Below are 19,188 nucleotides of genomic sequence, written 5' to 3' on the forward strand. Positions count from 1 at the left end.
GCCAATCCGCCGACCGGATGGCACCGAAGACCGGGTGTGAGGATCAACCGCAGCACCTTCGCCCGCACCGCCTCGGCGGCGCTGAGCGGCCTGCTCTCCGGCTACGCGGCCTTGGCGGTCGCCGAGCCGGTCTCGGCCGCCGTGCGCCCCGAGGCCGGTCCGGTCACGGCGGTGGGCGGCGCGGCCATCGACCGGACGGCCACGGTCAAGGACTGGGCCATCCGTCAGTTCGGGACCGCGGACAGGCCGGTCCTCCAGCTCGGGATCCTCGCCACCCTCGGCCTGCTCGCTGTGGCGCCGGGCCTGCCGGCCCTGCGCCGCCGGCGCACCGGCGCGGCCGGGGTGCTCCTGTTCGGCCTCGTCTGCGGTGCGGCCGCCCTGACCCGCCCGGACTCCACCGGCCCGTTCGACGCCCTGCCCTCGCTGGTGGGCGCGTTGGGCGGCGCCGGGTTGCTGTATTTCCTGATCGGGCGGCCGACCGTCGTGCGGCAGGAGAGCGCCGGGGCGGACGGCTGGAGCCGCCACGGCTTCCTCGTCGCCGCCGGGGCCGCTGCGCCGGCCTCGACGGCGGCGGGTGCGCTCGGTCGACAGCCGAACTCCTCGCGGGTCCGGGGCGCCGAGGCGTCCCGGGCCGCCGTCGGGCTGCCCGCCCCCGCGCTGCCCGCCCCCGCGTCACCGGCCACCCCACTGCCCCGCGGGCCATCCCTGCGCGTCCCGGGCATCACCCGCTTCACCACCCCCGACGCGGACTTCCACCGCGCCACCGACGGCACGTGCGCGCTCCGGACCGAGCAACGGGCCCGGACCATCCCCGACGGCGCCCGCGGATGGCACTCGGCCGTCGTCGGCGTCGCCTGAGCCCGGGTCGACCGGGCCGCCCCCCGAACCACCTGTCCCCGCTTCTTCCCCCGCTTCCTTCCCTCCCGTTCCTCTCCCCTTCCAGACCGTTCCTTTCCGCCAGTGAAAGTCCACAGGAGAACCGTGATGAACACCCGTCAGTTCCGTCGTACCGCTGTTGCCGTCACCGCGGCCGCCGTCCTTCCCTTCGCCCTCGCCGCCTGCTCGGAGTCCGGCAAGGACTCCGCCGCCGGTCCGGCCGCGGACACCACCGCGTCCCAGGCGGCCACGCCCGAGGCCTCCGCCGCGGCCGACGGTCCCTTCGGCCCGGCCTGTGCCGGCGTCCCGAAGGACGGCGCGGGCAGCTTCGACGGCATGGCCAAGGACCCGGTCGCCACGGCGGCCTCGAACAACCCGGCCCTGTCCACGCTGGTCGCGGCCGTCAAGCAGGCCGGCCTCGTCGACACCCTCAACAACGCGAAGGACGTCACCGTCTTCGCCCCCACCAACGACGCGTTCGCCAAGATCCCGAAGGCCGACCTCGACAAGGTCCTCGCGGACAAGGCCATGCTGACCAAGATCCTCACCTACCACGTCGTGGGGCAGAAGCTCACCCCGAAGCAGCTGGAGAACGGCTCCTTCGAGACCCTGGAGACGGGCAAGATCACCACGGCCGGTTCCGGTGAGGCCTACAAGGTCAACGACACCTCCGCCGTCGTCTGTGGCAACGTCCCCACGGCCAACGCGACCGTCTACATCGTCGACACCGTCCTGATGCCGAAGTAGCGCCGGCGGCGCGTACGCGCCCAACGCGGCGCATCTGAACGGACGCTGCGTGGCCCCGGGGAATGGGCCGCGCAGCGTCCTCCGTACGGCCCCGAGCCGTCGGGCCGTTGCGGCCCCGAGCCGTCAGACGATCCGGTCGGCGGGCCTTCTGGCGGCCTGGGCCGCCGCGTGCAGGGAGCGCAGGGCGAGCAGGAGCACGCCCACGTCGTCGAGGTAGACCGGGTCGGGGATGAGGTCCACCGGGGAGATGGTGTAGACGACCGCGACCCAGAACAGGGCCTTGTCGCGCAGCGGGATCCCGGCGTCCAGCAGCAGCTTCCGGGCCGCGAACACCCGTACCAGCAGTACCGCGGCCACGATCGCCAGGGCGACGGCGAGGACCGCCGCGATGACCAGCCAGACTTTTCCGTCCATGGGATCCCCTTACCCGCTCAGGCGCCCTGCTCCCGCAATCGGCGGCCGACTTCCCCCAGACCGACCGAGAGCGCGTCGAGCTGCTCGGGGGTCAGGACGTCGACGAGGATCTCCCTGACCGTGCTCACGTGCCCGGGGGCCGCTTCCTCCAGCCGGGCCCGGCCGGCGTCGGTGAGGACGGCGAAGACCCCGCGGACGTCGGAGGGGCAGCTGCGGCGCCGGACCAGTCCGGCCTTCTCCATCTGGGTCACCTGGTAGGTCAGCCCGCTCTTGGAGTTGATGAGCCCGTTCGCGAGCTCGGTCATCCGCAGTTCCCGGTCGGGCGCCGCGGCGAGCCGTACGAGGATCTCGTACTGGGGGTGCGACAGCCCGGAGTCGTCCTTGAGCTGCTGGTCGAGACGTCGGTTCACCAGGGCGGAAGCGGCCAGGAAGCCGTTCCAGGCCCGCATCTCACGCTCGTCCAGCCATCTCGTCCCGTCCATGGCCCCAGCCTACACGGGTTGTTCCAATTTGAATCAGTGGCTAGGGTCGGGGCTGCCGGTTCGAATTTGAACTACTCCTGCCGAGCCGGCCCGACCGGAAGGAACCCCCCATGACCAGCGCCTCCGCCACCTCGACGAAGGCCCCGGCCACCGCGCCCTACGACGCAGGACTCCTGCTCCTGCGCGTCGTGCTCGGCCTGACCGTCGCCGCCCACGGAACCCAGAAGCTCTTCGGCTGGTTCGGCGGCGGCGGGATCGAGGGCACCGGGCAGTTCTTCACCTCCGTCGGTTACCCGGCCGGAGACGCCATGGCCGTCATCGCCGGCCTCACCGAGACCCTGGGCGGCCTCGGCCTCGCCGCCGGTCTGCTCACGCCGCTGGCCGGAGCGGCCGTCACCGGCACGATGATCAACGCCCTCGCCGTCCACGGCACCGGCTCCTTCTTCGCGCCCGAGGGCATGGAGTACGAGCTGCTGCTGGCCGTGGCCGCCGCCGCCCTCACCCTCACCGGCCCCGGCCGCCTCGCCGCCGACCGCGCCCTGCCCGTGGCCGCCCTGCGCTCCCACGGCCTGAAGCAGGGGGCGTTGGCCCTCGCCCTGGGCATCGTCCTCGCGGCCGTGACGCTCTTGATCCGCAACTGATCGCGCGAGCTGATTGGCCCCGGGAAATTGGGGGAACAGCGGATGAATGACGCACCCCACACAGGCGATCGAAGACTACGCACTCATCGGCGACCTCATGACCAGCGCACTGGTCGGCCGGGACGGGTCCATCGACTGGCTGTGCCTGCCCCGCTTCGACTCGGCCGCCTGCTTCGCCGCCCTCCTCGGTGACCAGGAGAACGGTCACTGGCGCATCGCCCCGAGCGGCGTCGCCGACGGAGAACCGTGCACGCGCCGCGCCTACGTCGACGGCTCCCTCGTCCTGGAGTCCTACTGGGAAACCCCGGACGGCACGGTCAAGGTCATCGACTTCATGCCGCAGCGCGACACCGCACCCGACGTGATGCGGATCGTCGAAGGCGTGTCCGGCCGGGTCACCCTCCACAGCACGCTGCGCCTGCGGTTCGACTACGGCCACGTCGTCCCCTGGGTCCGGCGCAGCGAGGGTGACCGGGTCGCCGTCGCCGGACCCGACTCGGCCTGGTTCCGCAGCGAACCCCCCGTCCGCACCTGGGGCGAGGAGAACAGCACCTGCTCGGAGTTCACCGTCGGCGCGGGGGAGAAGGTCGCCTTCGTGCTGACCTGGCACCCCTCCCACGAGCCGCGCCCCGCGCCCGTGGACCCGTACGCGGCACTGGAACAGAGCCTCGCCGACTGGCGGGAGTGGGCTTCCCAATGCCACTACGAGGGCCCCTACAAGGAGGCTGTGATCCGCTCCCTGATCACCCTCAAGGGCCTGACGTACGCGCCGACGGGGGGCATCGTCGCCGCCGCGACGACCTCCCTGCCGGAGGAGCTCGGCGGGGTCCGCAACTGGGACTACCGCTACTGCTGGCTGCGCGATTCCACCCTCACCCTCGGCGCCCTCCTCGCCACCGGGTTCCTCGACGAGGCCCGCGCCTGGCGGGCCTGGCTGCTGCGGGCGGCGGCGGGCGACCCGGCCGACCTCCAGATCATGTACGGGATCGCCGGCGAGCGACGGATGCCCGAGACCGACCTGCCGTGGCTGCGCGGGTACGCCTCCTCCGCGCCGGTGCGCGTCGGCAACGCCGCCGTGGACCAGCTCCAGCTCGACGTGTACGGCGAGGTCATCGACTCCCTCCACCTCGCCCGCTCCTCCGGACTCCCCGCGGAGCGGCACGCCTGGCGGATCCAGCTCGCCCTCCTCGACTTCCTCGAGAAGAACTGGCGCCGGCCCGACGAGGGCCTCTGGGAAGTGCGCGGACCGCGCCGGCACTTCGTGCACTCCAAGGTGATGGCCTGGGTGGCCGCCGACCGGGCCGTCCGCACCCTTGAGGGCGACCCCGGGATCCCCGGCGACGTGGAGCGCTGGCGGGCCATAAGGGACGAGGTCCACGCCGACGTCTGCGAGCACGGATTCGACGCCGAACGGGGCACCTTCACCCAGTACTACGGCTCGCGCGAGCTCGACGCGGCGACCCTGCTCATTCCCCGCGTCGGTTTCCTGCCGCCCGACGACCCGCGCGTGATCGGCACCGTCGACGCGGTCCGGGAGGAGTTGGGCCGCAACGGCCTGGTCCGCCGCTACAGCACCGAGGGCCCGTCCGTGGACGGGCTGCCCGGCGACGAAGGGGCCTTCCTGGCCTGCTCGTTCTGGCTGGTCGACGCCCTGCACATGACGGGCCGGGGCAAGGAGGCCCGGGAACTGTTCGAACGACTCCTGGGCGTGTGCAACGACGTCGGCCTGCTCGCGGAGGAGTACGACCCAGTCGCCGGACGCCAACTCGGCAACTTCCCGCAGGCGTTCAGCCACGTCGGCCTGGTGAACAGCGCCCTGACCCTGGCCGGCCGGGACGTGGCGCAGTGAGCCGGCCGCACTGACGCCGGTCGGGACCGCCGTCGGGTGGTCCCGACCGACGTCCGTGGCCCGCGCCCGTAGCAGCCGCCACCGCCCTACGGAGACTTCGTGCGGGACGCGAGGAGGAGGGCGATGTCGTCGGGCCGGTCGGCCGTGCTGCCCGCCTCGCCGACCAGCCGGTCGGCCGTCTCCGTCAGCGGGGACGGCCGGGCGGCCGCCAGGGCGGCCCGCAACCGCTCCACGCCCGCGTCGATGTCCGTGCCCGGCGTCTCCACCAGCCCGTCCGTGTACAGCGCGAGCACCGCGCCCGGCTCCAGCAGCAGCTCGGTCACCGGATACTCCCCGCCCGCGTCGATGCCGAGGACCACCCCGCCCGGCAGGTCCAGCACCTCGGTACGGCCGTCGGCGTGGCGCAGCAACGGCTGCGGGTGGCCGGCGCGGACGGCCAGGGCGCGGCCGGATTCCGGGTCGAGCACGACGTAGCAGCAGCTGGCGAACTGTCCGGGGTCCAGATCGATCAGCAGTTGGTTCGTGCCCCGCATGACCTCCTCCGGCGTGTTGCCGCTGAGCGCGAAGGCCCGTACCGCGCTGCGCAGCTGGCCCATGGTCGCGGCGGCGGACACCCCGTGACCCTGGACGTCCCCGATCACCAGGGCCAGCAACCCCGCCCGGGTGACGATGACGTCGTACCAGTCGCCGCCCACGTCCATGCCGTCGGTCCCGGGCAGGTACCGGGCCACCGTGGCCACGTTCGCCAGCACCGGCAGCCGGTGCGGCAGCAGGGCCGCCTGGAGCCCGCGGGCCAGCGCCGCCTCGTTGTCGTAGCGCCGCGCCCGTTCCAGGGCCTGGGCGATCAGACCGGCCAGCGCGGTGAGGACCGTACGCTCCTCGGGGCTGAAGCCGCGCGGGGCGTCGAAGCCGAGGATGCAGGAGCCCACCGGGCGGCCGGAGGCGATCAGCGGGAGGAACGCGCGGGCTCCGACGTCCGCGTCCATCGGGATTCCCGGGTAGGCGGCGGCCAGGTGTTGCATCGACTCGAAGAACATCGGCCGGCCGGAGGTCAGGGTCTCCACCCCGGGCAGCCGTATGTCCAGGGAGACCCCGTCGAAACGGTCGAGGAAGCCGGAGGGGAAACCGGTCTCCCAGGCGAGGTACAGGTGCCGTTCGTCGAGGAGGTAGATGGCCAGCTGGCGGCCACCGAACGCGGGCAGCAGCTCGTCGGTGACCACGGCCGACACCTGGCGCGCGGTGACCGCCTCGGTCAGGGCGATGGCGAGGGCCACCGGCCGGTACAGGGCCGCGGCGCGGTCGGCCGGCGAACCCAGCCCGGAGCCGGGACTGGCCACCGACTCCGGCGCGTAGGCCGGTTTCTCGGCGGTACCGATGGTCACCGTGACCCCGCCCGGCCCCGGGAGCAGGCCCACCGACAGCCACTCCCGCTCGGGATCGATCGTGCCCCGGGCGGCGAAGTGGACCGGCTCGACCGACAGGAACACGGCCCTGAGGTGGTCCTCGTAGGCGGGATGCCCCAGCCAGGGCAGGGCCTCCCACAGGACCCGGCCCCGCAGCAGGCTCTCGCCCAGGCCGAGCAGTTCCTGGGCGGCGGTGTTGGCGAAGCCGATCCTGCCCTGCCGGTCCACGGACAGGACCGCCTGCGCGAGGTGGTCCAGTGCCTCCCGGGCGTCTCCGGGAGCCATGGGTGACGGCAGGCAGATCGGGTCCGCGTTCCAGGACACCCGCTCGCCGTCGGCCGCCAGCGCGGCCAGGTCCCAGGCGAGCCGGTCCGCGGCCCTGCGCAGCCGTTCCCGGTCCTCGGTACCGACCGGCACCCCCGGGGTCGCCGGCCGCATCACCAGCAGCACCCCGAACCGTTCGGGCCCCGCGGTGACGGGCTCGTAGAGGGAGGCGAACGTGAACGGCAGGCCGGCCATCAGTTGCGGGAAGCGCCGCATGGACGCCTCCCCGTCGTGCAGGTGCACCGACTGGCCGGAGCGGTAGGACTCGGCGACCGGATACGGCCGGTTCACATGCATCCGCCACCAGGGCCGGAACAACTGCCCCGGCAGCCCGGCGAGCACGGCCATCCGCAACATGCCCTCGCTGTCCGAGCGCAGGTACACGCCGCCCGCGAACCCGCCCAGGTCCTCCACGGCGCCGACGGCGGCACGCGCGAGCAGCCCGGCCATGGCGCCGGAGGCTGGGCCGCCGCTGTCCGGTCTCGCCGTCACACAGTCAGCATGCGCCATCGCCGCCGCGACCTGCATCCCGGCGGAGCCGGCCGCCCGCGGATCCGCCCGCCCGTCTCCCTGCCCCCGCCCCGTACGCCGTACCGACTGACCCGAACGCATCCCCCGTCCGAGGGACGCACCCGGCACCCCGGCCGTCACCCGGCCGGCGGCGGGGAGGCATGCCGGCATGCACCAGCCGTACGACACCCTCGCGCACCCCGCGCCCGGCACGGCCTTCTCGGCGGCCGACGCCTTCACGCTCCGCACGGCCCTCGACGCCCTCGGCGGGGTCCGCGACCTCGACACCCTCGACGTCGCCTGCGGCCACGGCGGCTCCGCCGGGCTGCTGGCGAGCGGCGGAGCCCGGCGGACCGTGGGCGTCGACAACTGCCCCGACCGCGTCCGGCTGGCCCGGGAGCGGCACGGTGCGGGCGCCCCGGGCCCGGTGGAGTACGTCGTCGCCGACGCCGCCTCCATGCCGCAACTCGGCCCCTTCGACCTCGCCACCGCCGTCTACCTGTTCAGCCACGCCCCCGACCGGGCCGCCCTGCACGCGATGTTCCGCGGGATCCGGGCCAACCTGCGGTCCGGCGGTCGGCTGCTCTCCCTCGTCCGCAACCCCGGCGCCTTCCCGCGCGTGGACTGGTCCCCGTACGGGATGCGCATCCTCGACCGGGTGCCGGACGGGGAGGCGCCGGCGCTGCTGAAGGCGCAGTTCCTCACCGAACCGCCGCTGCACTTCGAGTACCGGGAATGGGCGCACGCCGACTTCGCCGAAGCCGCCGTCGACGCGGGCTTCACCACGGTGGGCTGGCAGCCCAGCCGCACCCCGCCCGCCGACGCCTCCCGCGACGAGGCCTACTGGACGGCCTACCGCGCCTGGCCGGTCAGCTCCCTGATGACCTGCACGGCCTGAAGCGAAGGCCCTCCGATGCCGCCGACACCGGTGCGGGTGGGCGACCGTACGACGCTAGGCCGATCCGTCCGCGGCCGATGCCCGCACCAGTTCCACGATCCGGTCCCGGGCCGTCCGGCCCTCCGGGACCGGCATGAGGGGGTAGCCGTGCGGCAGGCCCGGCTCCTCCTGCCACTCCACCTCCACCCCGGCCTCGCGGGCACGGCGCAGCAGCTCCCGGCTGTCGGTCGTCAGCACGTCCCGGGTGCCGGTGAACACCGTCATCGGCGCGAGTCCCGCGAAGGAGCCGTGCAGCGGACTCACCCGGGGATCGTCGGGGGCGAGGACGCCCGCGTACAGCCGGCCCGCCTCCAGCAGGCCCGGGCGGGCCAGCATCGGGTCGCCCGCCTCGATCGCGGCCTGGCCCGGATGGCTCATGGTCAGGTCCAGCCAGGGGGAGATCAGCACGATCCGGGACGGCTGCGCACCGGTGCGCTCGCGCAGCCGCTGCGCGGCGGCCAGCGCCAGCCCGGCGCCCGCGGAGTCCCCGATCAGCACCGTGCCGCCGGCGCCCCCGCCCTCGATCAGACCGCTCAGCAGGTCGGCGGCCACCGGGACCGTCCGGTCGGCGGTGCCGCGCGGGGCGAGGATGTACGCCGGTACGACGACCCGGGCCCGCGCCCGGGTCACCAGGGTGCGGATCATCGACCAGTGGGGTCGGACCAGCTCGTTGATGTACGCGCCGCCGTGCACGTACAGCACCCGTGTCACGGGCTCCTCCCCGCGCGGGGAGACGTCGTACACGGGCCAGGCTCCGACGAAGGTCCGCGAGACCTCGGCGACCCGGCCCAGCGACCGCGGCGGCAGGTGCGACGACGGCCTGCGGGCGGATTCCGCCACCCGGGCCCGCACCGCTTCCGCGCTGGCGAACCGTCTTCGCCGCCCCGTCGCGATCAGCGCGGCCGAAAGCGCCCTGCTGCGCAGACTCGGCACGCCCCTCACCTCCCCTTTTCCCCTGCCCCGGATCCCGGTCCCGGGCCCCTGCCCCCGTCACCCGAGGAGCATAGGCGTGAAGCTGCGCTGTCGACCCGCTTAAGAAAGTCTCGATGGACCGATCACCTTCCGAATCGGCACATTGGTGCACGTCAACGACGCCACCCGGACCCCACCGGCCCCGGCGCCCCCTTCCGCATGCCTGGAGCCACCCCATGAAGGCACTCGTCAAGCACAAGGCCGAGCCCGGGCTGTGGCTCATGGACGTTCCCGAGCCCGAGTACGGCCCCGGCGACGTGCTGATCAAGGTGCTGCGGACCGGCATCTGCGGGACGGACCTGCACATCCGCTCGTGGGACGGCTGGGCGCAGGGCGCGGTCAAGACCCCCCTGATCCTCGGCCACGAGTTCGTCGGCGAGGTCGCGGCGCTCGGCGCGGACGTCCGCGACATCGAGCTCGGCGCCCTGGTCAGCGGCGAGGGCCACCTGGTGTGCGGAAGGTGCCGCAACTGTCTGGCCGGCCGCCGGCACCTGTGCCGCAGCACGATCGGCCTCGGCGTCGGGCGCGACGGCGCCTTCGCCGAGTACGTCGTCCTGCCCGCGCAGAACGTGTGGGTCCACCGGACGTCCGTGGACCTGGACGTCGCGGCGATCTTCGACCCGTTCGGCAACGCCGTGCACACCGCGCTGTCCTTCCCGTTGGTCGGCGAGGACGTCCTGATCACCGGCGCGGGCCCGATCGGCATCATGGCGGCGGCCGTGGCCCGGCACGCCGGCGCGCGCAACGTGGTCATCACCGACGTCAGCCCGGAGCGGCTGGAGATCGCCCGCAAGGCGGGCGCCACCCTCGCGGTGAACGTCGCCGACTCCTCCATCGCCGACGCGCAGGCGCAGCTCGGCCTGCGCGAGGGCTTCGACATCGGCCTGGAGATGTCGGGCCGCGCCGAGGCCATGCGCGACATGATCGACAACATGACCCACGGCGGCCGCATCGCCATGCTGGGCCTGCCGGCGCAGGAGTTCGCCGTCGACTGGGCGAAGGTCGTCACCTCGATGATCACCATCAAGGGGATCTACGGCCGCGAGATGTTCGAGACCTGGTACGCGATGACGGTGCTGCTCGAGGGCGGGCTCGACCTGTCCCCGGTCATCACCGGCCGCTACTCGCACCGCGACTTCGAAGCCGCCTTCGACGAGGCCGCCACCGCCCGCAGCGGCAAGATCATCCTGGACTGGACGGCCTGAGCCGGCTCAGGATCGCGCCACCCCCTGACCATCTCCCTCCGGCCGGGCCCCGCACACCCTCCCCCCTCCGCGGGGCCCGGCCCCCCTTCGCCGCACAAGGAGCACCGCACATGTTCGAGTCCGTCCGCGACGACCTGCGCACCACCCTCGACGAGATCCGCGCCGCGGGCCTGCACAAGCCCGAACGGGTCATCGGCACCCCGCAGAACGCGGCCGTCGCCGTGACCGCGGGCGGCGCTCCGGGCGAGGTCCTGAACTTCTGCGCCAACAACTACCTCGGCCTCGCGGACCACCCCGAGGTCGTCGCGGCCGCGAAGGACGCACTGGACCGCTGGGGCTACGGCATGGCCTCCGTCCGCTTCATCTGCGGCACCCAGGAGGTGCACAAGGAGCTGGAGGCGCGGCTGTCCGCCTTCCTCGGCCAGGAGGACACCATCCTCTACTCCTCCTGCTTCGACGCCAACGGCGGCGTCTTCGAGACCCTCCTCGGCGCCGAGGACGCGGTCATCTCCGACGCCCTCAACCACGCCTCCATCATCGACGGCATCCGGCTGTCCAAGGCCCGCCGCTTCCGCTACGCCAACCGCGACCTCGGCGAGCTCGAAGCCCGTCTGAAGGAAGCCACCGAGGGCGGCGCCCGCCGCAAGCTCGTCGTCACCGACGGCGTGTTCTCCATGGACGGATACGTCGCCCCCCTCGCCGAGATCTGCGACCTCGCCGAGCGCTACGACGCCATGGTCATGGTCGACGACTCGCACGCCGTCGGCTTCGTCGGCCCCGGCGGCCGCGGCACCCCCGAACTGCACGGCGTCATGGACCGCGTCGACATCATCACCGGCACCCTCGGCAAGGCCCTCGGCGGCGCCTCCGGCGGCTACGTCGCCGCCCGCGCCGAGATCGTCGAGCTGCTGCGCCAGCGCTCGCGCCCGTACCTCTTCTCCAACTCCCTCGCCCCGGTGATCGCGGCGGCCTCCCTCAAGGTCCTCGACCTGCTGGAGTCGGCCGGTGACCTGCGCGAGCACCTCGCGGCCAACACCGCGCTGTTCCGCTCGAGGATGACGGAGGCGGGCTTCGAGATCCTGCCCGGCGACCACGCCATCGCCCCCGTCATGATCGGCGACGCGGCCGAGGCGGCGAAGATGGCGGAGCTGCTGCTGGAGCGCGGCGTGTACGTGATCGGCTTCTCGTACCCGGTCGTCCCGCTGGGCGCGGCCCGCATCCGCGTGCAGCTCTCGGCGGCCCACTCGACGGCCGACGTGGAGCGCGCGGTGGACGCCTTCGTCGACGCCCGCTCGGCTCTCGCCGCTGCTCAGGGCTGACATCATGGGGGCGTGATCGACCCCCGCCGGCTGCGCATCCTGCGGGCCGTGGCGGACCACCGTACGGTGACCGCCGCGGCCGCAGCCCTGTACCTCACCCCGTCCGCCGTCTCCCAGCAGCTCGCCGCGCTGGAACAGGAGACGGGCCACACCCTGCTCACCCGCAGCGGCCGGGGCGTACGGCTCACCGCCGCCGGGGAGATCCTGCTGGGCCACGCCCACGAGGTGCTGGCCCAGCTGGAGCGCGCCGAGGCCGAACTCGCCGCGTACGCGGGCGGTGCGGCGGGCGAGGTCACCGTCGCCGCGTTCGCGACGGGCATCGCCGAGGTACTGGCGCCCGCCATCGCCCGGCTGGGACGGGAACACCCGGGCATCAGGCTCCGCGTCCGGGACGCGGAGGGCGACCAGAGCCTGCCGATGCTGCTCGACGGGGAGGCGGACGTCGCCCTGGCCGTCGAGTACCGGGGCGGACCCGGCGCCGACGACGCCCGGCTGTCGGTGCTCCCGCTGTACGCCGAACCCTTCGACGCGGTCCTGCCCGCCGGTCACCCCCTCGCCGACCTGCCGACCGTGGCACTGGCGGACCTGTCCGACGCCGACTGGGTGGGGCAGTACCCGGGCAACCCCTGCTACGACGTGACCCTGCTGGCCTGCGAACTGGCGGGCTTCCAGCCCCGGTTCGTGCACTCCTCCGACGACTTCCGCGCCGTCACCGCCCTGGTCGGGGCCGGCGCCGGCGTGGCCCTCGTCCCGCGTTCGGCGCTGCGCGGCATGGACCTCAAGGAGTCCCGCGTCCTGCCCGTCGCCGGGCCCGCCGCGACCCGCCGCGTCTTCGCCGCCACCCGGCGCGGCGCCGAGTCCCACCCGCTGATCGCCCCGGTCCTCGCCGCCCTGGTCCGTGAGGCGGAGCGGCTGCCGACGCACTGAGCCGGGGTCGCCGGCAGGGCGGGGACGGGGCCCGGGGCGGACGGGTCGTACGGCTCGTCCCGTGCGGGTCCGGCCGTCGCCGTCGCTGATGCCCGGTCACAGCACCGGGTCACCCGGTTCCCGTCGTCACTCGTTCTCCGTCAGGATGCGGAACGCCTCGTGCCGTACGTCGGGTCGCGGATGCCGGCGCAGCGCGCGCAGCAGCGCCCGCCACTCCTCGGGCCAGCTCAGCACGGTGCCCGTCCCGGCCACGAGGGCGGCGGCCAGCAGGCCGGCGCCGACCCGGCCGTCACGGGCCAGCCGGTCGGCCACCGTCAGCAGGGTCGCGGCGTGCCGCGGCAGCGCGCGGTGCCCCCAGTGGGGCCGCATCCGCCCCGCCACCTGCCCCGCGACGACCACGCCGGCGTCCTCCAGAGCCGCCGCGAGGTCGTCCATGCGGCGCGTGAGGTCCTCCGGTTCGGTCCGGAGGTCGACCAGGGAGTACAACAGGTCGGCGCGTTCCGAAGCGAGCAGGGGTTGCCCCGCCAGCTGTCCGGCGAGTGCCTCCAGCAGCTCGGGGCCGCTGTCGTGCGTGACGGACGGTCGCACCAGCGAGCGCAGTCGTTGCAGGGCCGGCAGGTCGCGGTCCTCTGCGGCGTCGCGACCGCCCTCGGGGCCGTCCAGCGAGGCCAGCAACTCGGCGACCGCGCCGTGCAGCACGCTGCCCGGGGCCGCGCCGCCGAGCGGGTGCGGCAGCGTCGAGGAGGCCAGGTCGCGCAGCACCGAGGCCACGCCCGCCCAGCGCGCCCGCCGGTCGAGGTCGCAGACCGTACGGGAGAGCCGTACGGCCAGTCCGGGGGCGTACGCGGCCCAGTCGCCCAGGCTCCGGATCGTCGAGTGGCCCGCGAGGCCGCTCGCGGTGTGCGTCAGCACGGCGTCGTACAGCGAGTCGACGAGGGCGGCCCAGCGGGCGCGATGCTCCCGCGGCAGTTGCCGGGGGCCGACCGCCACCAGGGCGGCGAGCACGGCGGGGTCGCCCTCGCGGGCGGCCTCGTCGAGCAGGCGCCACGCCTCCGGGACGCCGAGCAGCACGGGCAGGGCCCGCACGACGGTGGAGCGGACGTCCGGGTGACGGTCGGGAGCCCGGAACGCCTGCGCCAGCAGGGCCGTCGTGCGCCGCGGGGGCAGGTGCAGGGCCGCGAGACGTATCGCCTCCTTCCTGGAGGTCACCTTCGCGGGCTGCTCACCGGTCAGCAGCGGGCCGAGCAGCAGGGCAAGTTCGGAGGGGGCGGTGAGGTCGGCGGCGCGCGCCGCCGCGTACACGGCGACCCGTGCCCGGTCGGTGCCGGCGTGCTCCAGCAGGACCGCCACGGCGTCCCGCGGTCGGTCGGTGCGGGCCAGCGCGCCGAGCGCGGCCTCGGCGAGGACCACGTCCGGGGCGTCCGCGTGGGCCGACACCTGCGCGTACCCCAGCTCCGGGACCGGGGCGGCGGCCCGGATCGCCGCCGCCCGGTCGGCGAGCGGGAGGGAGACGTCCGCGGCAGCGGTGGCGGCGATCCGCAGGGCCGCCGCCTGCTGGCGGGGCAGCCACCGGCCGCCGTGGTCGAGGTCCGGGAGCGGGCGCCGGGAGCCGGGCGGCAGGAACCGGCCGTGGGGCGGGGCGTCGTCGAGCAGTGGGTCCAGCAGGTCCGTGCGCGACCGGGACACGACGTCGAGTACGGGCGGCAGGACGACCGCCGAGGGTTCCAGGGCGATGATCGAGGCCACCCGCTGTCCACGGGTGCCGGGCGCGTCCAGCCGCAGTTCCACCGCCGCCCGGAACGTGGCGTCGTCACCCCGCTCCAGCGCGGTGACCAGCATGTCCTGAAGGGCGGGCATCCGCCTGGCCCGGGGCCCGAAGGCGCGGGCCAGGCCCAGCAGGAGGCGGAAGTCGGCGCGTGCGGCGGCGGCTTCGAGCCAGGGGCGCAGGGCGTCGAACACCTCGTGTTCCTGGCCGCGGCGCAGGACCCGGTACAGGGGGCCGAAGGAGGGGACGCCCTCCAGGCCGGTGATCCGGCCCAGGGTGCCCAGGGCCCAGGACGACAGCGCCGTGTCCCGACCGGTGGCGTGCTCGACCAGTACGCGTTCGGCGAGCGTGCGCAGGGCCGTCCGGCTGCCGGCCGAACCGTCCGGTGCCTCCAGGGCGTCGGCGGCGATCCGTTCCAGCGCCGCCACGTCATCGGCGTCGAGGACGCGGGGCGCCGCGGTCGCCAGGGCCTGTAGCGCGGCGCGGCGCACCGGGTCCCGGTCGTTGCGCAGGCGCCGCGTCGCCTCCAGCATTTCGACGATCGCCGCGCGGTCCCCGTCGCGGGTGGCGCCCGCGACGAGCAGCGGCCAGGCGATCTCCCGGTCGTCGGCGTCGGACCGCCGGACGGCGGCGAGCAGGGCCGTCCGCGACCGCGCGAACGGGCCGTGGCCGAGCAGGGCCAGGTCGTCCCACCAGCACTCCTCGGCCGGGTCGAGCTCGGCCTCGGTCCGTCGTACGGAGGCCCAGCGCTGTTCCCGCGGCAGCAGGGCGAGCACGTCCACCTGCGGCCACGTGCCCGGCGCTTCGGGGGAGGTTTCCGCGTGGAAGGCCTGTCGGCGGCCGGGGGGCAGGGCCTTCAGGAGCGCCGCGTAGTGCCGGTCGCGGTGTCCCCAGTGGCGGCCCAGTGCGGTCAGGGACGCGGGTGCGGCCCGGGCCAGCCGGCGCATCACCCGCGGCGGCGGCACCGGCTCGTAGCGTTCCTCGCGGCGGTCGGGGGAGACGATCCAGCGGACGACCCGCTCGGCGTCGGCGTCGACCAGGGCGCCCAGCCCGTCGTGCAGCGGGTGCGGCAGGCCGGCGGGCCCGTACCGTTCCAGCAGGTCCAGCACCCGTGCGGGGCGTCGCGGCGCCAGGGCCGAGACCGCTGTGGCGTGCACCCGCCACCATTCGTCCCGCTCGCGGCCGGGAGGGAGTTCCGCCAGGGCCGTCCCGAAGTGGTCCAGCACCGGGTCGGGGTGGCGGCGCGCGAAGCCCGGCCAGCCGTTGACGGCGTGCGCGAGGGAGGGCAGGTGCCGGGCCACGAAGGACGCCGAGCAGGCCGGTAGGAGCCGCGCCGCCTCGGCGTCGCCCCACTCGCCGCGCAGCCGCTCGACCAGCCGTTCGGCGAGCGCGGTCCGGTCGCCGCAGAGCAACAGGCGGGCCAGCCGGTGCCGCAGCGCGCTCGGGGCGTCCTCGTACGCGGCTTCGATCGCTCCGTCCGGGACGGGCAGGCGGAGGGCCGCGCGCAGGGCGTAGGAGGCCACGCACCGGTCGGGGTCGGCCAGGCGCGCGGTGAGGAAGCCGGTGTCCTGCCCGGCGAAGGCCGCGAGTGCGGCGAGGCGTCGCTCGTACGGCCCGAGTGCGTCCAACTCAGCCAGGAGCGGCGCGAGTTCCCCTGCGGCGGCCAGCCGGTGGGCGGTTCGTGCGGTGAGGGTGAGGCGTGCGGGGAAGGACAGCGGTTCGAGTACGGAGAGCAGCTGCTCCGCGGTGGTGGGCATCCGGCGATTGTGCCCGGGGTGATCCGTACGCGCGATCGAATATGGCGGGGCCGGGGCGTTGCCGAGGGCGTGCTCGGCCTCCGGACGGGGGCAGGCATCCGCCCGTACCTGCGCGGCGTTCCCGGGGCGTGTTCGGCGTCCCCGGCGATGTGCGCGGCGTTCGGAGGGGAGGCGGCCCGCGTTCGGAGGGGGTGTCGCCGGCGGCCCCCGGGCGTGTTCATGCTCCGGAGGGGAGGTGGCCGCCGTCCGCCCGGGGCGCGTTCGGCGTCGCGGGGGTGCGCGCGGACGGGGTGCGGCAGGCGGCCGTGCGGGTGGGCTCGGGGCCGGGACGGGGCCCGCGCCGTCTCCGAAGGTCAGACGCGGACCACCTGGACCCCCGCCGCCTCGAACTCCGCGGCGACCTCGGCCGGCAGGCCGGTGTCGGTGACCAGGACGTCGACGGCGGCGGTCGGGCAGATGCGGGCGAACGCGCGGACCCCGAGCTTCGAGGAGTCCGCCGCGACCACCACCCGGCGTGCCCGCTCGCACAGCAGGCTGTTCACCGCCGCCTCGTCCTCGTGCCGGGTGGCCGCCCCGTCCGTCGGGTCGAACGCGTCGACCCCGAGGACCGCCGTGTCCACCGTGAGCCGGCCGAGCGTCTGCTGGGCCAGCGGGCCCGTGAGCTCGTACGACTGAGGCCGGGCCACCCCGCCCGACACCACGATCTTGAACTGGGGTCGGATGACCAGCTCGCCCGCGATGTTCAGGGCGTTGGTGACCACGGTGAGCGCGGGGGAGCCCGTGGCCAGGTCCGGGCGGGCCGCGAGCGCGCGGGCCACCTCCGTCGTCGTGGTGCCGCCGGTCAGGCCGATCACCTCGCCGGGGACGATCAGCGCGGCGACCGTCTCGCTGATCCGCTGCTTCTCGGCGGCCCGGCGCGACGTCCGGTAGCGCAGGGGCAGTTCGTACGACACCCCGTGCGGCACCGCCCCGCCGCGCGTGCGGACCAGGAGCTGCTGCTCCGCGAGCTGGTCCAGGTCGCGGCGGATCGTCGCGGCGGACACGCCGAGCACCTCGGCGGCCGGCTCCACCTCCAGCCCGCCCCGCTCCACCAGCAGGTCCAGCAGTCTCTGCCAGCGTTCCTTGCGGGTCATGGCGCCCTCCCGAGTTCTCCCCTGGCCGCCGCTTCGGCCCAGTCGTCGAGATTAACCCAGGCCGCCACTCCGAAGATGCTTGAAGTTGCGCGAAAGAGCCCGCTACCTTGCAGGAACACGCACCCAACGCGCAGGGAGCCCGCATGAGTCACGTCGCGAACGAGTTGGCCACGCAGCCCGAATGCTGGGAGCGGGCCGCCGAACTGGCCCCGTCCCGGCGGGCCGTACTGCCGAAACCCGGGGAACGCACCGCGATCGTCGGGTGCGGAACCTCGTACTACATGGCACAGGCCGCCGCCGCGCTGCGCGAGGAAGCCGGACAGGGCGAGACCGACGCCTTCCCCGCTTCCGAGTTCCCCCGCCACCGGCGCTACGACAGGGTGGTGGCCCTGACCCGCTCCGGCACCACCACCGAGGTGCTCGACCTCCTCGCCGGGCTGAAGGAAGCCGAGGTGCCCACCACCGCCGTCATCGGCGATCCCGACACTCCGGTGATCGCCCTCGCCGACGAACTGGTCGTCCTCGACTTCGCCGACGAACGCTCCGTCGTCCAGACCCGGTTCGCCACCACCGCCCTCACCCTGCTCCGGGCCCACGTCGGCGCGCACACCCCGGCCGCCGTCGCCGACGCCCGCACCGCGCTCGCCGCCCCGCTGCCGGCGGGAGCCGAGACCCGGGGCCAGTTCACCTTCCTCGGGCGCGGTTGGAACGTCGGCCTGGCCCACGAGGCCGCCCTCAAGATGCGCGAGGCCTCCCTGTCGTGGGCCGAGTCCTACCCGGCCATGGAGTACCGGCACGGCCCCGTCAGCGTCACCGGCCCCGGCTCCGTCACCTGGTCACTGGGCGGCACCCCCGACGGCATCGCCGAACTGGTCCTCGGCACGGGCGCCGCCTGGGTGGCCGGCACCCTCGACCCGCTCGCCGAACTGGTCCGCGTACACCGGCTGGCCGTCGCCGTCGCCGCGCACCGGGGCCTGGACCCCGACGCGCCCCGCAACCTGACCCGCTCGGTCGTCCTCACCCACGCCGAGGGAGCCGTCCGATGACCCTCACCACCACCGGGACCCTCGTCGCGGACGCGGCGGCCGCCGGCCGCGCCGTGGCCGCCTTCAACATCATCACCCTGGAGCACGCCGAAGCCGTGGTCGAGGGCGCCGAGCGTGCCGGGCTCCCCGTCGTCCTCCAACTCAGCGAGAACGCCGTGAAGTTCCGCTCCGGCGCCCTGTTGCCCATCGCCCGCGCGGCCGTGGCCTGTGCCGAGGCCGCCCGGGTGCCCGTCGGCCTGCACCTCGACCACGTCAAGAGCCCCGACCTGCTGCGCCGGGCCGTGGACGCCGGCTTCGGGTCGGTGATGTACGACGCCGCACACCTGCCGTACGCCGAGAACCTGGAGGCCACCCGTTCCGCCGCCGACTGGGCCCATGTCAACGGGCTGTGGATCGAGGCCGAACTGGGCGAGGTCGGCGGGAAGAACGGGGCCGCCCCGCTGGACCCGCACGCGCCGGGCGCCCGCACCGATCCGGACGAGGCGCGCAGGTTCGTCGCCGACTCCGGGGTGGACGCCCTGGCCGTCGCCATCGGCAGCAGCCACGCCATGACCCGCCGCACGGCCGCACTGGACCACGCACTCCTCGCCCGGCTCGCCAAGACGGTCGACGTACCCCTGGTCCTGCACGGCTCCTCCGGCCTGCCGGACTCCGAACTCGCCGCGGCGGTGGCCGGCGGCATCCGCAAGGTCAACATCGGCACCGCCCTGAACGTGGCCATGACCGAAGCCATCCGCGCCCACCTGACCCCGGCGGACCCACGGCCCTACCTCACGGCCGCCCGCACCGCGATGGCGGACACGGCCGAGGCTATGATCGGCGCCCTGAACTGACGGGACGAGGCGTCGGGCGCGCCCGGCCGTGGCGGACCCGGTGGCCGG

General features: G+C 74.6%; 16 protein-coding genes. 10 read left to right on the top strand and 6 right to left on the bottom strand.

Going from position 1 to position 19,188, the window contains the following annotated elements; genetic code table 11:
- Window positions 1–36: 36 nt before the first annotated feature.
- Together ACFY0I_RS09000 and ACFY0I_RS09005 are read left to right on the top strand one after the other, a co-directional pair.
- Window positions 37–858 carry a hypothetical protein gene (locus ACFY0I_RS09000; RefSeq protein ID WP_388892289.1) on the top strand — a complete coding sequence of 274 codons (822 nt, stop codon included), beginning with the start codon at window positions 37–39 and terminating at the stop codon, window positions 856–858.
- 126 nt (window positions 859–984) lie between these two features.
- Window positions 985–1,623, top strand: coding sequence for a fasciclin domain-containing protein (locus ACFY0I_RS09005; protein WP_388892292.1), 639 nt, complete (start codon window positions 985–987; stop codon window positions 1,621–1,623).
- 123 nt (window positions 1,624–1,746) lie between these two features.
- Here the strand turns inward: ACFY0I_RS09005 and ACFY0I_RS09010 are convergent, their stop codons facing one another.
- Together ACFY0I_RS09010 and ACFY0I_RS09015 are read right to left on the bottom strand one after the other, a co-directional pair.
- Window positions 1,747–2,037: a YkvA family protein gene (locus ACFY0I_RS09010; protein WP_388892294.1), complete on the bottom strand. Its 291-nt coding sequence runs from the start codon at window positions 2,035–2,037 to the stop codon at window positions 1,747–1,749.
- 17 nt (window positions 2,038–2,054) lie between these two features.
- Complete coding sequence (locus ACFY0I_RS09015) at window positions 2,055–2,519, bottom strand: MarR family winged helix-turn-helix transcriptional regulator (RefSeq protein WP_388892297.1); 465 nt, start codon at window positions 2,517–2,519, stop codon at window positions 2,055–2,057.
- Between the two features lie 110 nt (window positions 2,520–2,629).
- On the opposite strand from ACFY0I_RS09015, the gene ACFY0I_RS09020 reads away from it, so the two are divergent.
- Window positions 2,630–3,160: a DoxX family protein gene (locus tag ACFY0I_RS09020; protein ID WP_388892299.1), complete on the top strand. Its 531-nt coding sequence runs from the start codon at window positions 2,630–2,632 to the stop codon at window positions 3,158–3,160.
- A 46-nt stretch (window positions 3,161–3,206) separates the two neighbouring features.
- Window positions 3,207–5,009: a glycoside hydrolase family 15 protein gene (locus tag ACFY0I_RS09025; RefSeq protein WP_388892302.1), complete on the top strand. Its 1,803-nt coding sequence runs from the start codon at window positions 3,207–3,209 to the stop codon at window positions 5,007–5,009.
- 86 nt (window positions 5,010–5,095) lie between these two features.
- Here the strand turns inward: ACFY0I_RS09025 and ACFY0I_RS09030 are convergent, their stop codons facing one another.
- Window positions 5,096–7,084: a SpoIIE family protein phosphatase gene (locus tag ACFY0I_RS09030; protein WP_388892796.1), complete on the bottom strand. Its 1,989-nt coding sequence runs from the start codon at window positions 7,082–7,084 to the stop codon at window positions 5,096–5,098.
- A gap of 331 nt (window positions 7,085–7,415) precedes the next feature.
- On the opposite strand from ACFY0I_RS09030, the gene ACFY0I_RS09035 reads away from it, so the two are divergent.
- Window positions 7,416–8,144 carry a class I SAM-dependent methyltransferase gene (locus tag ACFY0I_RS09035; protein WP_388892304.1) on the top strand — a complete coding sequence of 243 codons (729 nt, stop codon included), beginning with the start codon at window positions 7,416–7,418 and terminating at the stop codon, window positions 8,142–8,144.
- 54 nt (window positions 8,145–8,198) lie between these two features.
- Here the strand turns inward: ACFY0I_RS09035 and ACFY0I_RS09040 are convergent, their stop codons facing one another.
- On the bottom strand, window positions 8,199–9,116 hold the full coding sequence (locus tag ACFY0I_RS09040; RefSeq protein ID WP_388892306.1) for an alpha/beta hydrolase fold domain-containing protein: 918 nt from the start codon (window positions 9,114–9,116) through the stop codon (window positions 8,199–8,201).
- A gap of 215 nt (window positions 9,117–9,331) precedes the next feature.
- Between ACFY0I_RS09040 and tdh the strand changes: the two genes are divergently transcribed.
- From tdh to ACFY0I_RS09055, 3 genes are all read left to right on the top strand, one after another.
- On the top strand, window positions 9,332–10,360 hold the full coding sequence (gene tdh, locus ACFY0I_RS09045; protein ID WP_388892309.1) for an L-threonine 3-dehydrogenase: 1,029 nt from the start codon (window positions 9,332–9,334) through the stop codon (window positions 10,358–10,360).
- A 110-nt stretch (window positions 10,361–10,470) separates the two neighbouring features.
- The gene (locus ACFY0I_RS09050) at window positions 10,471–11,679 is read left to right on the top strand and encodes a glycine C-acetyltransferase (RefSeq protein WP_388892312.1); all 1,209 of its coding nucleotides are present in this window, start codon (window positions 10,471–10,473) and stop codon (window positions 11,677–11,679) included.
- A gap of 12 nt (window positions 11,680–11,691) precedes the next feature.
- Window positions 11,692–12,606, top strand: a complete 915-nt coding sequence (locus ACFY0I_RS09055; RefSeq protein ID WP_388892315.1) for a LysR substrate-binding domain-containing protein — start codon at window positions 11,692–11,694, stop codon at window positions 12,604–12,606.
- Between the two features lie 126 nt (window positions 12,607–12,732).
- Here the strand turns inward: ACFY0I_RS09055 and ACFY0I_RS09060 are convergent, their stop codons facing one another.
- Both ACFY0I_RS09060 and ACFY0I_RS09065 read right to left on the bottom strand, forming a co-directional pair.
- Complete coding sequence (locus tag ACFY0I_RS09060; RefSeq protein WP_388892318.1) at window positions 12,733–16,128, bottom strand: hypothetical protein; 3,396 nt, start codon at window positions 16,126–16,128, stop codon at window positions 12,733–12,735.
- A gap of 353 nt (window positions 16,129–16,481) precedes the next feature.
- Window positions 16,482–17,261: a DeoR/GlpR family DNA-binding transcription regulator gene (locus ACFY0I_RS09065; RefSeq protein WP_388892321.1), complete on the bottom strand. Its 780-nt coding sequence runs from the start codon at window positions 17,259–17,261 to the stop codon at window positions 16,482–16,484.
- Between the two features lie 143 nt (window positions 17,262–17,404).
- On the opposite strand from ACFY0I_RS09065, the gene ACFY0I_RS09070 reads away from it, so the two are divergent.
- The gene (locus tag ACFY0I_RS09070) at window positions 17,405–18,307 is read left to right on the top strand and encodes an SIS domain-containing protein (RefSeq protein WP_388892324.1); all 903 of its coding nucleotides are present in this window, start codon (window positions 17,405–17,407) and stop codon (window positions 18,305–18,307) included.
- Complete coding sequence (locus ACFY0I_RS09075; protein ID WP_388892327.1) at window positions 18,304–19,140, top strand: ketose-bisphosphate aldolase; 837 nt, start codon at window positions 18,304–18,306, stop codon at window positions 19,138–19,140. Before ACFY0I_RS09070 ends, ACFY0I_RS09075 begins: the two co-directional genes overlap by 4 nt.
- Window positions 19,141–19,188 lie beyond the last annotated feature (48 nt).

It is taken from the genome of Streptomyces sp. NPDC001568 (genome assembly GCF_042893755.1).
Lineage (GTDB): Bacteria > Actinomycetota > Actinomycetes > Streptomycetales > Streptomycetaceae > Streptomyces.

Excerpts from the sequence above, each read along its gene's own strand:
- ACFY0I_RS09015 (WP_388892297.1), bottom strand. The coding sequence starts at position 2,519 with ATGGACGGGACGAGATGGCTGGACGAGCGTGAGATGCGGGCCTGGAAC.
- ACFY0I_RS09065 (WP_388892321.1), bottom strand. The coding sequence starts at position 17,261 with ATGACCCGCAAGGAACGCTGGCAGAGACTGCTGGACCTGCTGGTGGAG.
- ACFY0I_RS09035 (WP_388892304.1), top strand. The coding sequence starts at position 7,416 with ATGCACCAGCCGTACGACACCCTCGCGCACCCCGCGCCCGGCACGGCC.
- ACFY0I_RS09025 (WP_388892302.1), top strand. The coding sequence starts at position 3,207 with ATGACGCACCCCACACAGGCGATCGAAGACTACGCACTCATCGGCGAC.
- ACFY0I_RS09010 (WP_388892294.1), bottom strand. The coding sequence starts at position 2,037 with ATGGACGGAAAAGTCTGGCTGGTCATCGCGGCGGTCCTCGCCGTCGCC.
- ACFY0I_RS09020 (WP_388892299.1), top strand. The coding sequence starts at position 2,630 with ATGACCAGCGCCTCCGCCACCTCGACGAAGGCCCCGGCCACCGCGCCC.
- ACFY0I_RS09030 (WP_388892796.1), bottom strand. The coding sequence starts at position 7,084 with ATGGCCGTGCTCGCCGGGCTGCCGGGGCAGTTGTTCCGGCCCTGGTGG.
- ACFY0I_RS09070 (WP_388892324.1), top strand. The coding sequence starts at position 17,405 with ATGAGTCACGTCGCGAACGAGTTGGCCACGCAGCCCGAATGCTGGGAG.
- ACFY0I_RS09075 (WP_388892327.1), top strand. The coding sequence starts at position 18,304 with ATGACCCTCACCACCACCGGGACCCTCGTCGCGGACGCGGCGGCCGCC.
- ACFY0I_RS09050 (WP_388892312.1), top strand. The coding sequence starts at position 10,471 with ATGTTCGAGTCCGTCCGCGACGACCTGCGCACCACCCTCGACGAGATC.
- ACFY0I_RS09005 (WP_388892292.1), top strand. The coding sequence starts at position 985 with ATGAACACCCGTCAGTTCCGTCGTACCGCTGTTGCCGTCACCGCGGCC.
- tdh (WP_388892309.1), top strand. The coding sequence starts at position 9,332 with ATGAAGGCACTCGTCAAGCACAAGGCCGAGCCCGGGCTGTGGCTCATG.
- ACFY0I_RS09060 (WP_388892318.1), bottom strand. The coding sequence starts at position 16,128 with ATGCCCACCACCGCGGAGCAGCTGCTCTCCGTACTCGAACCGCTGTCC.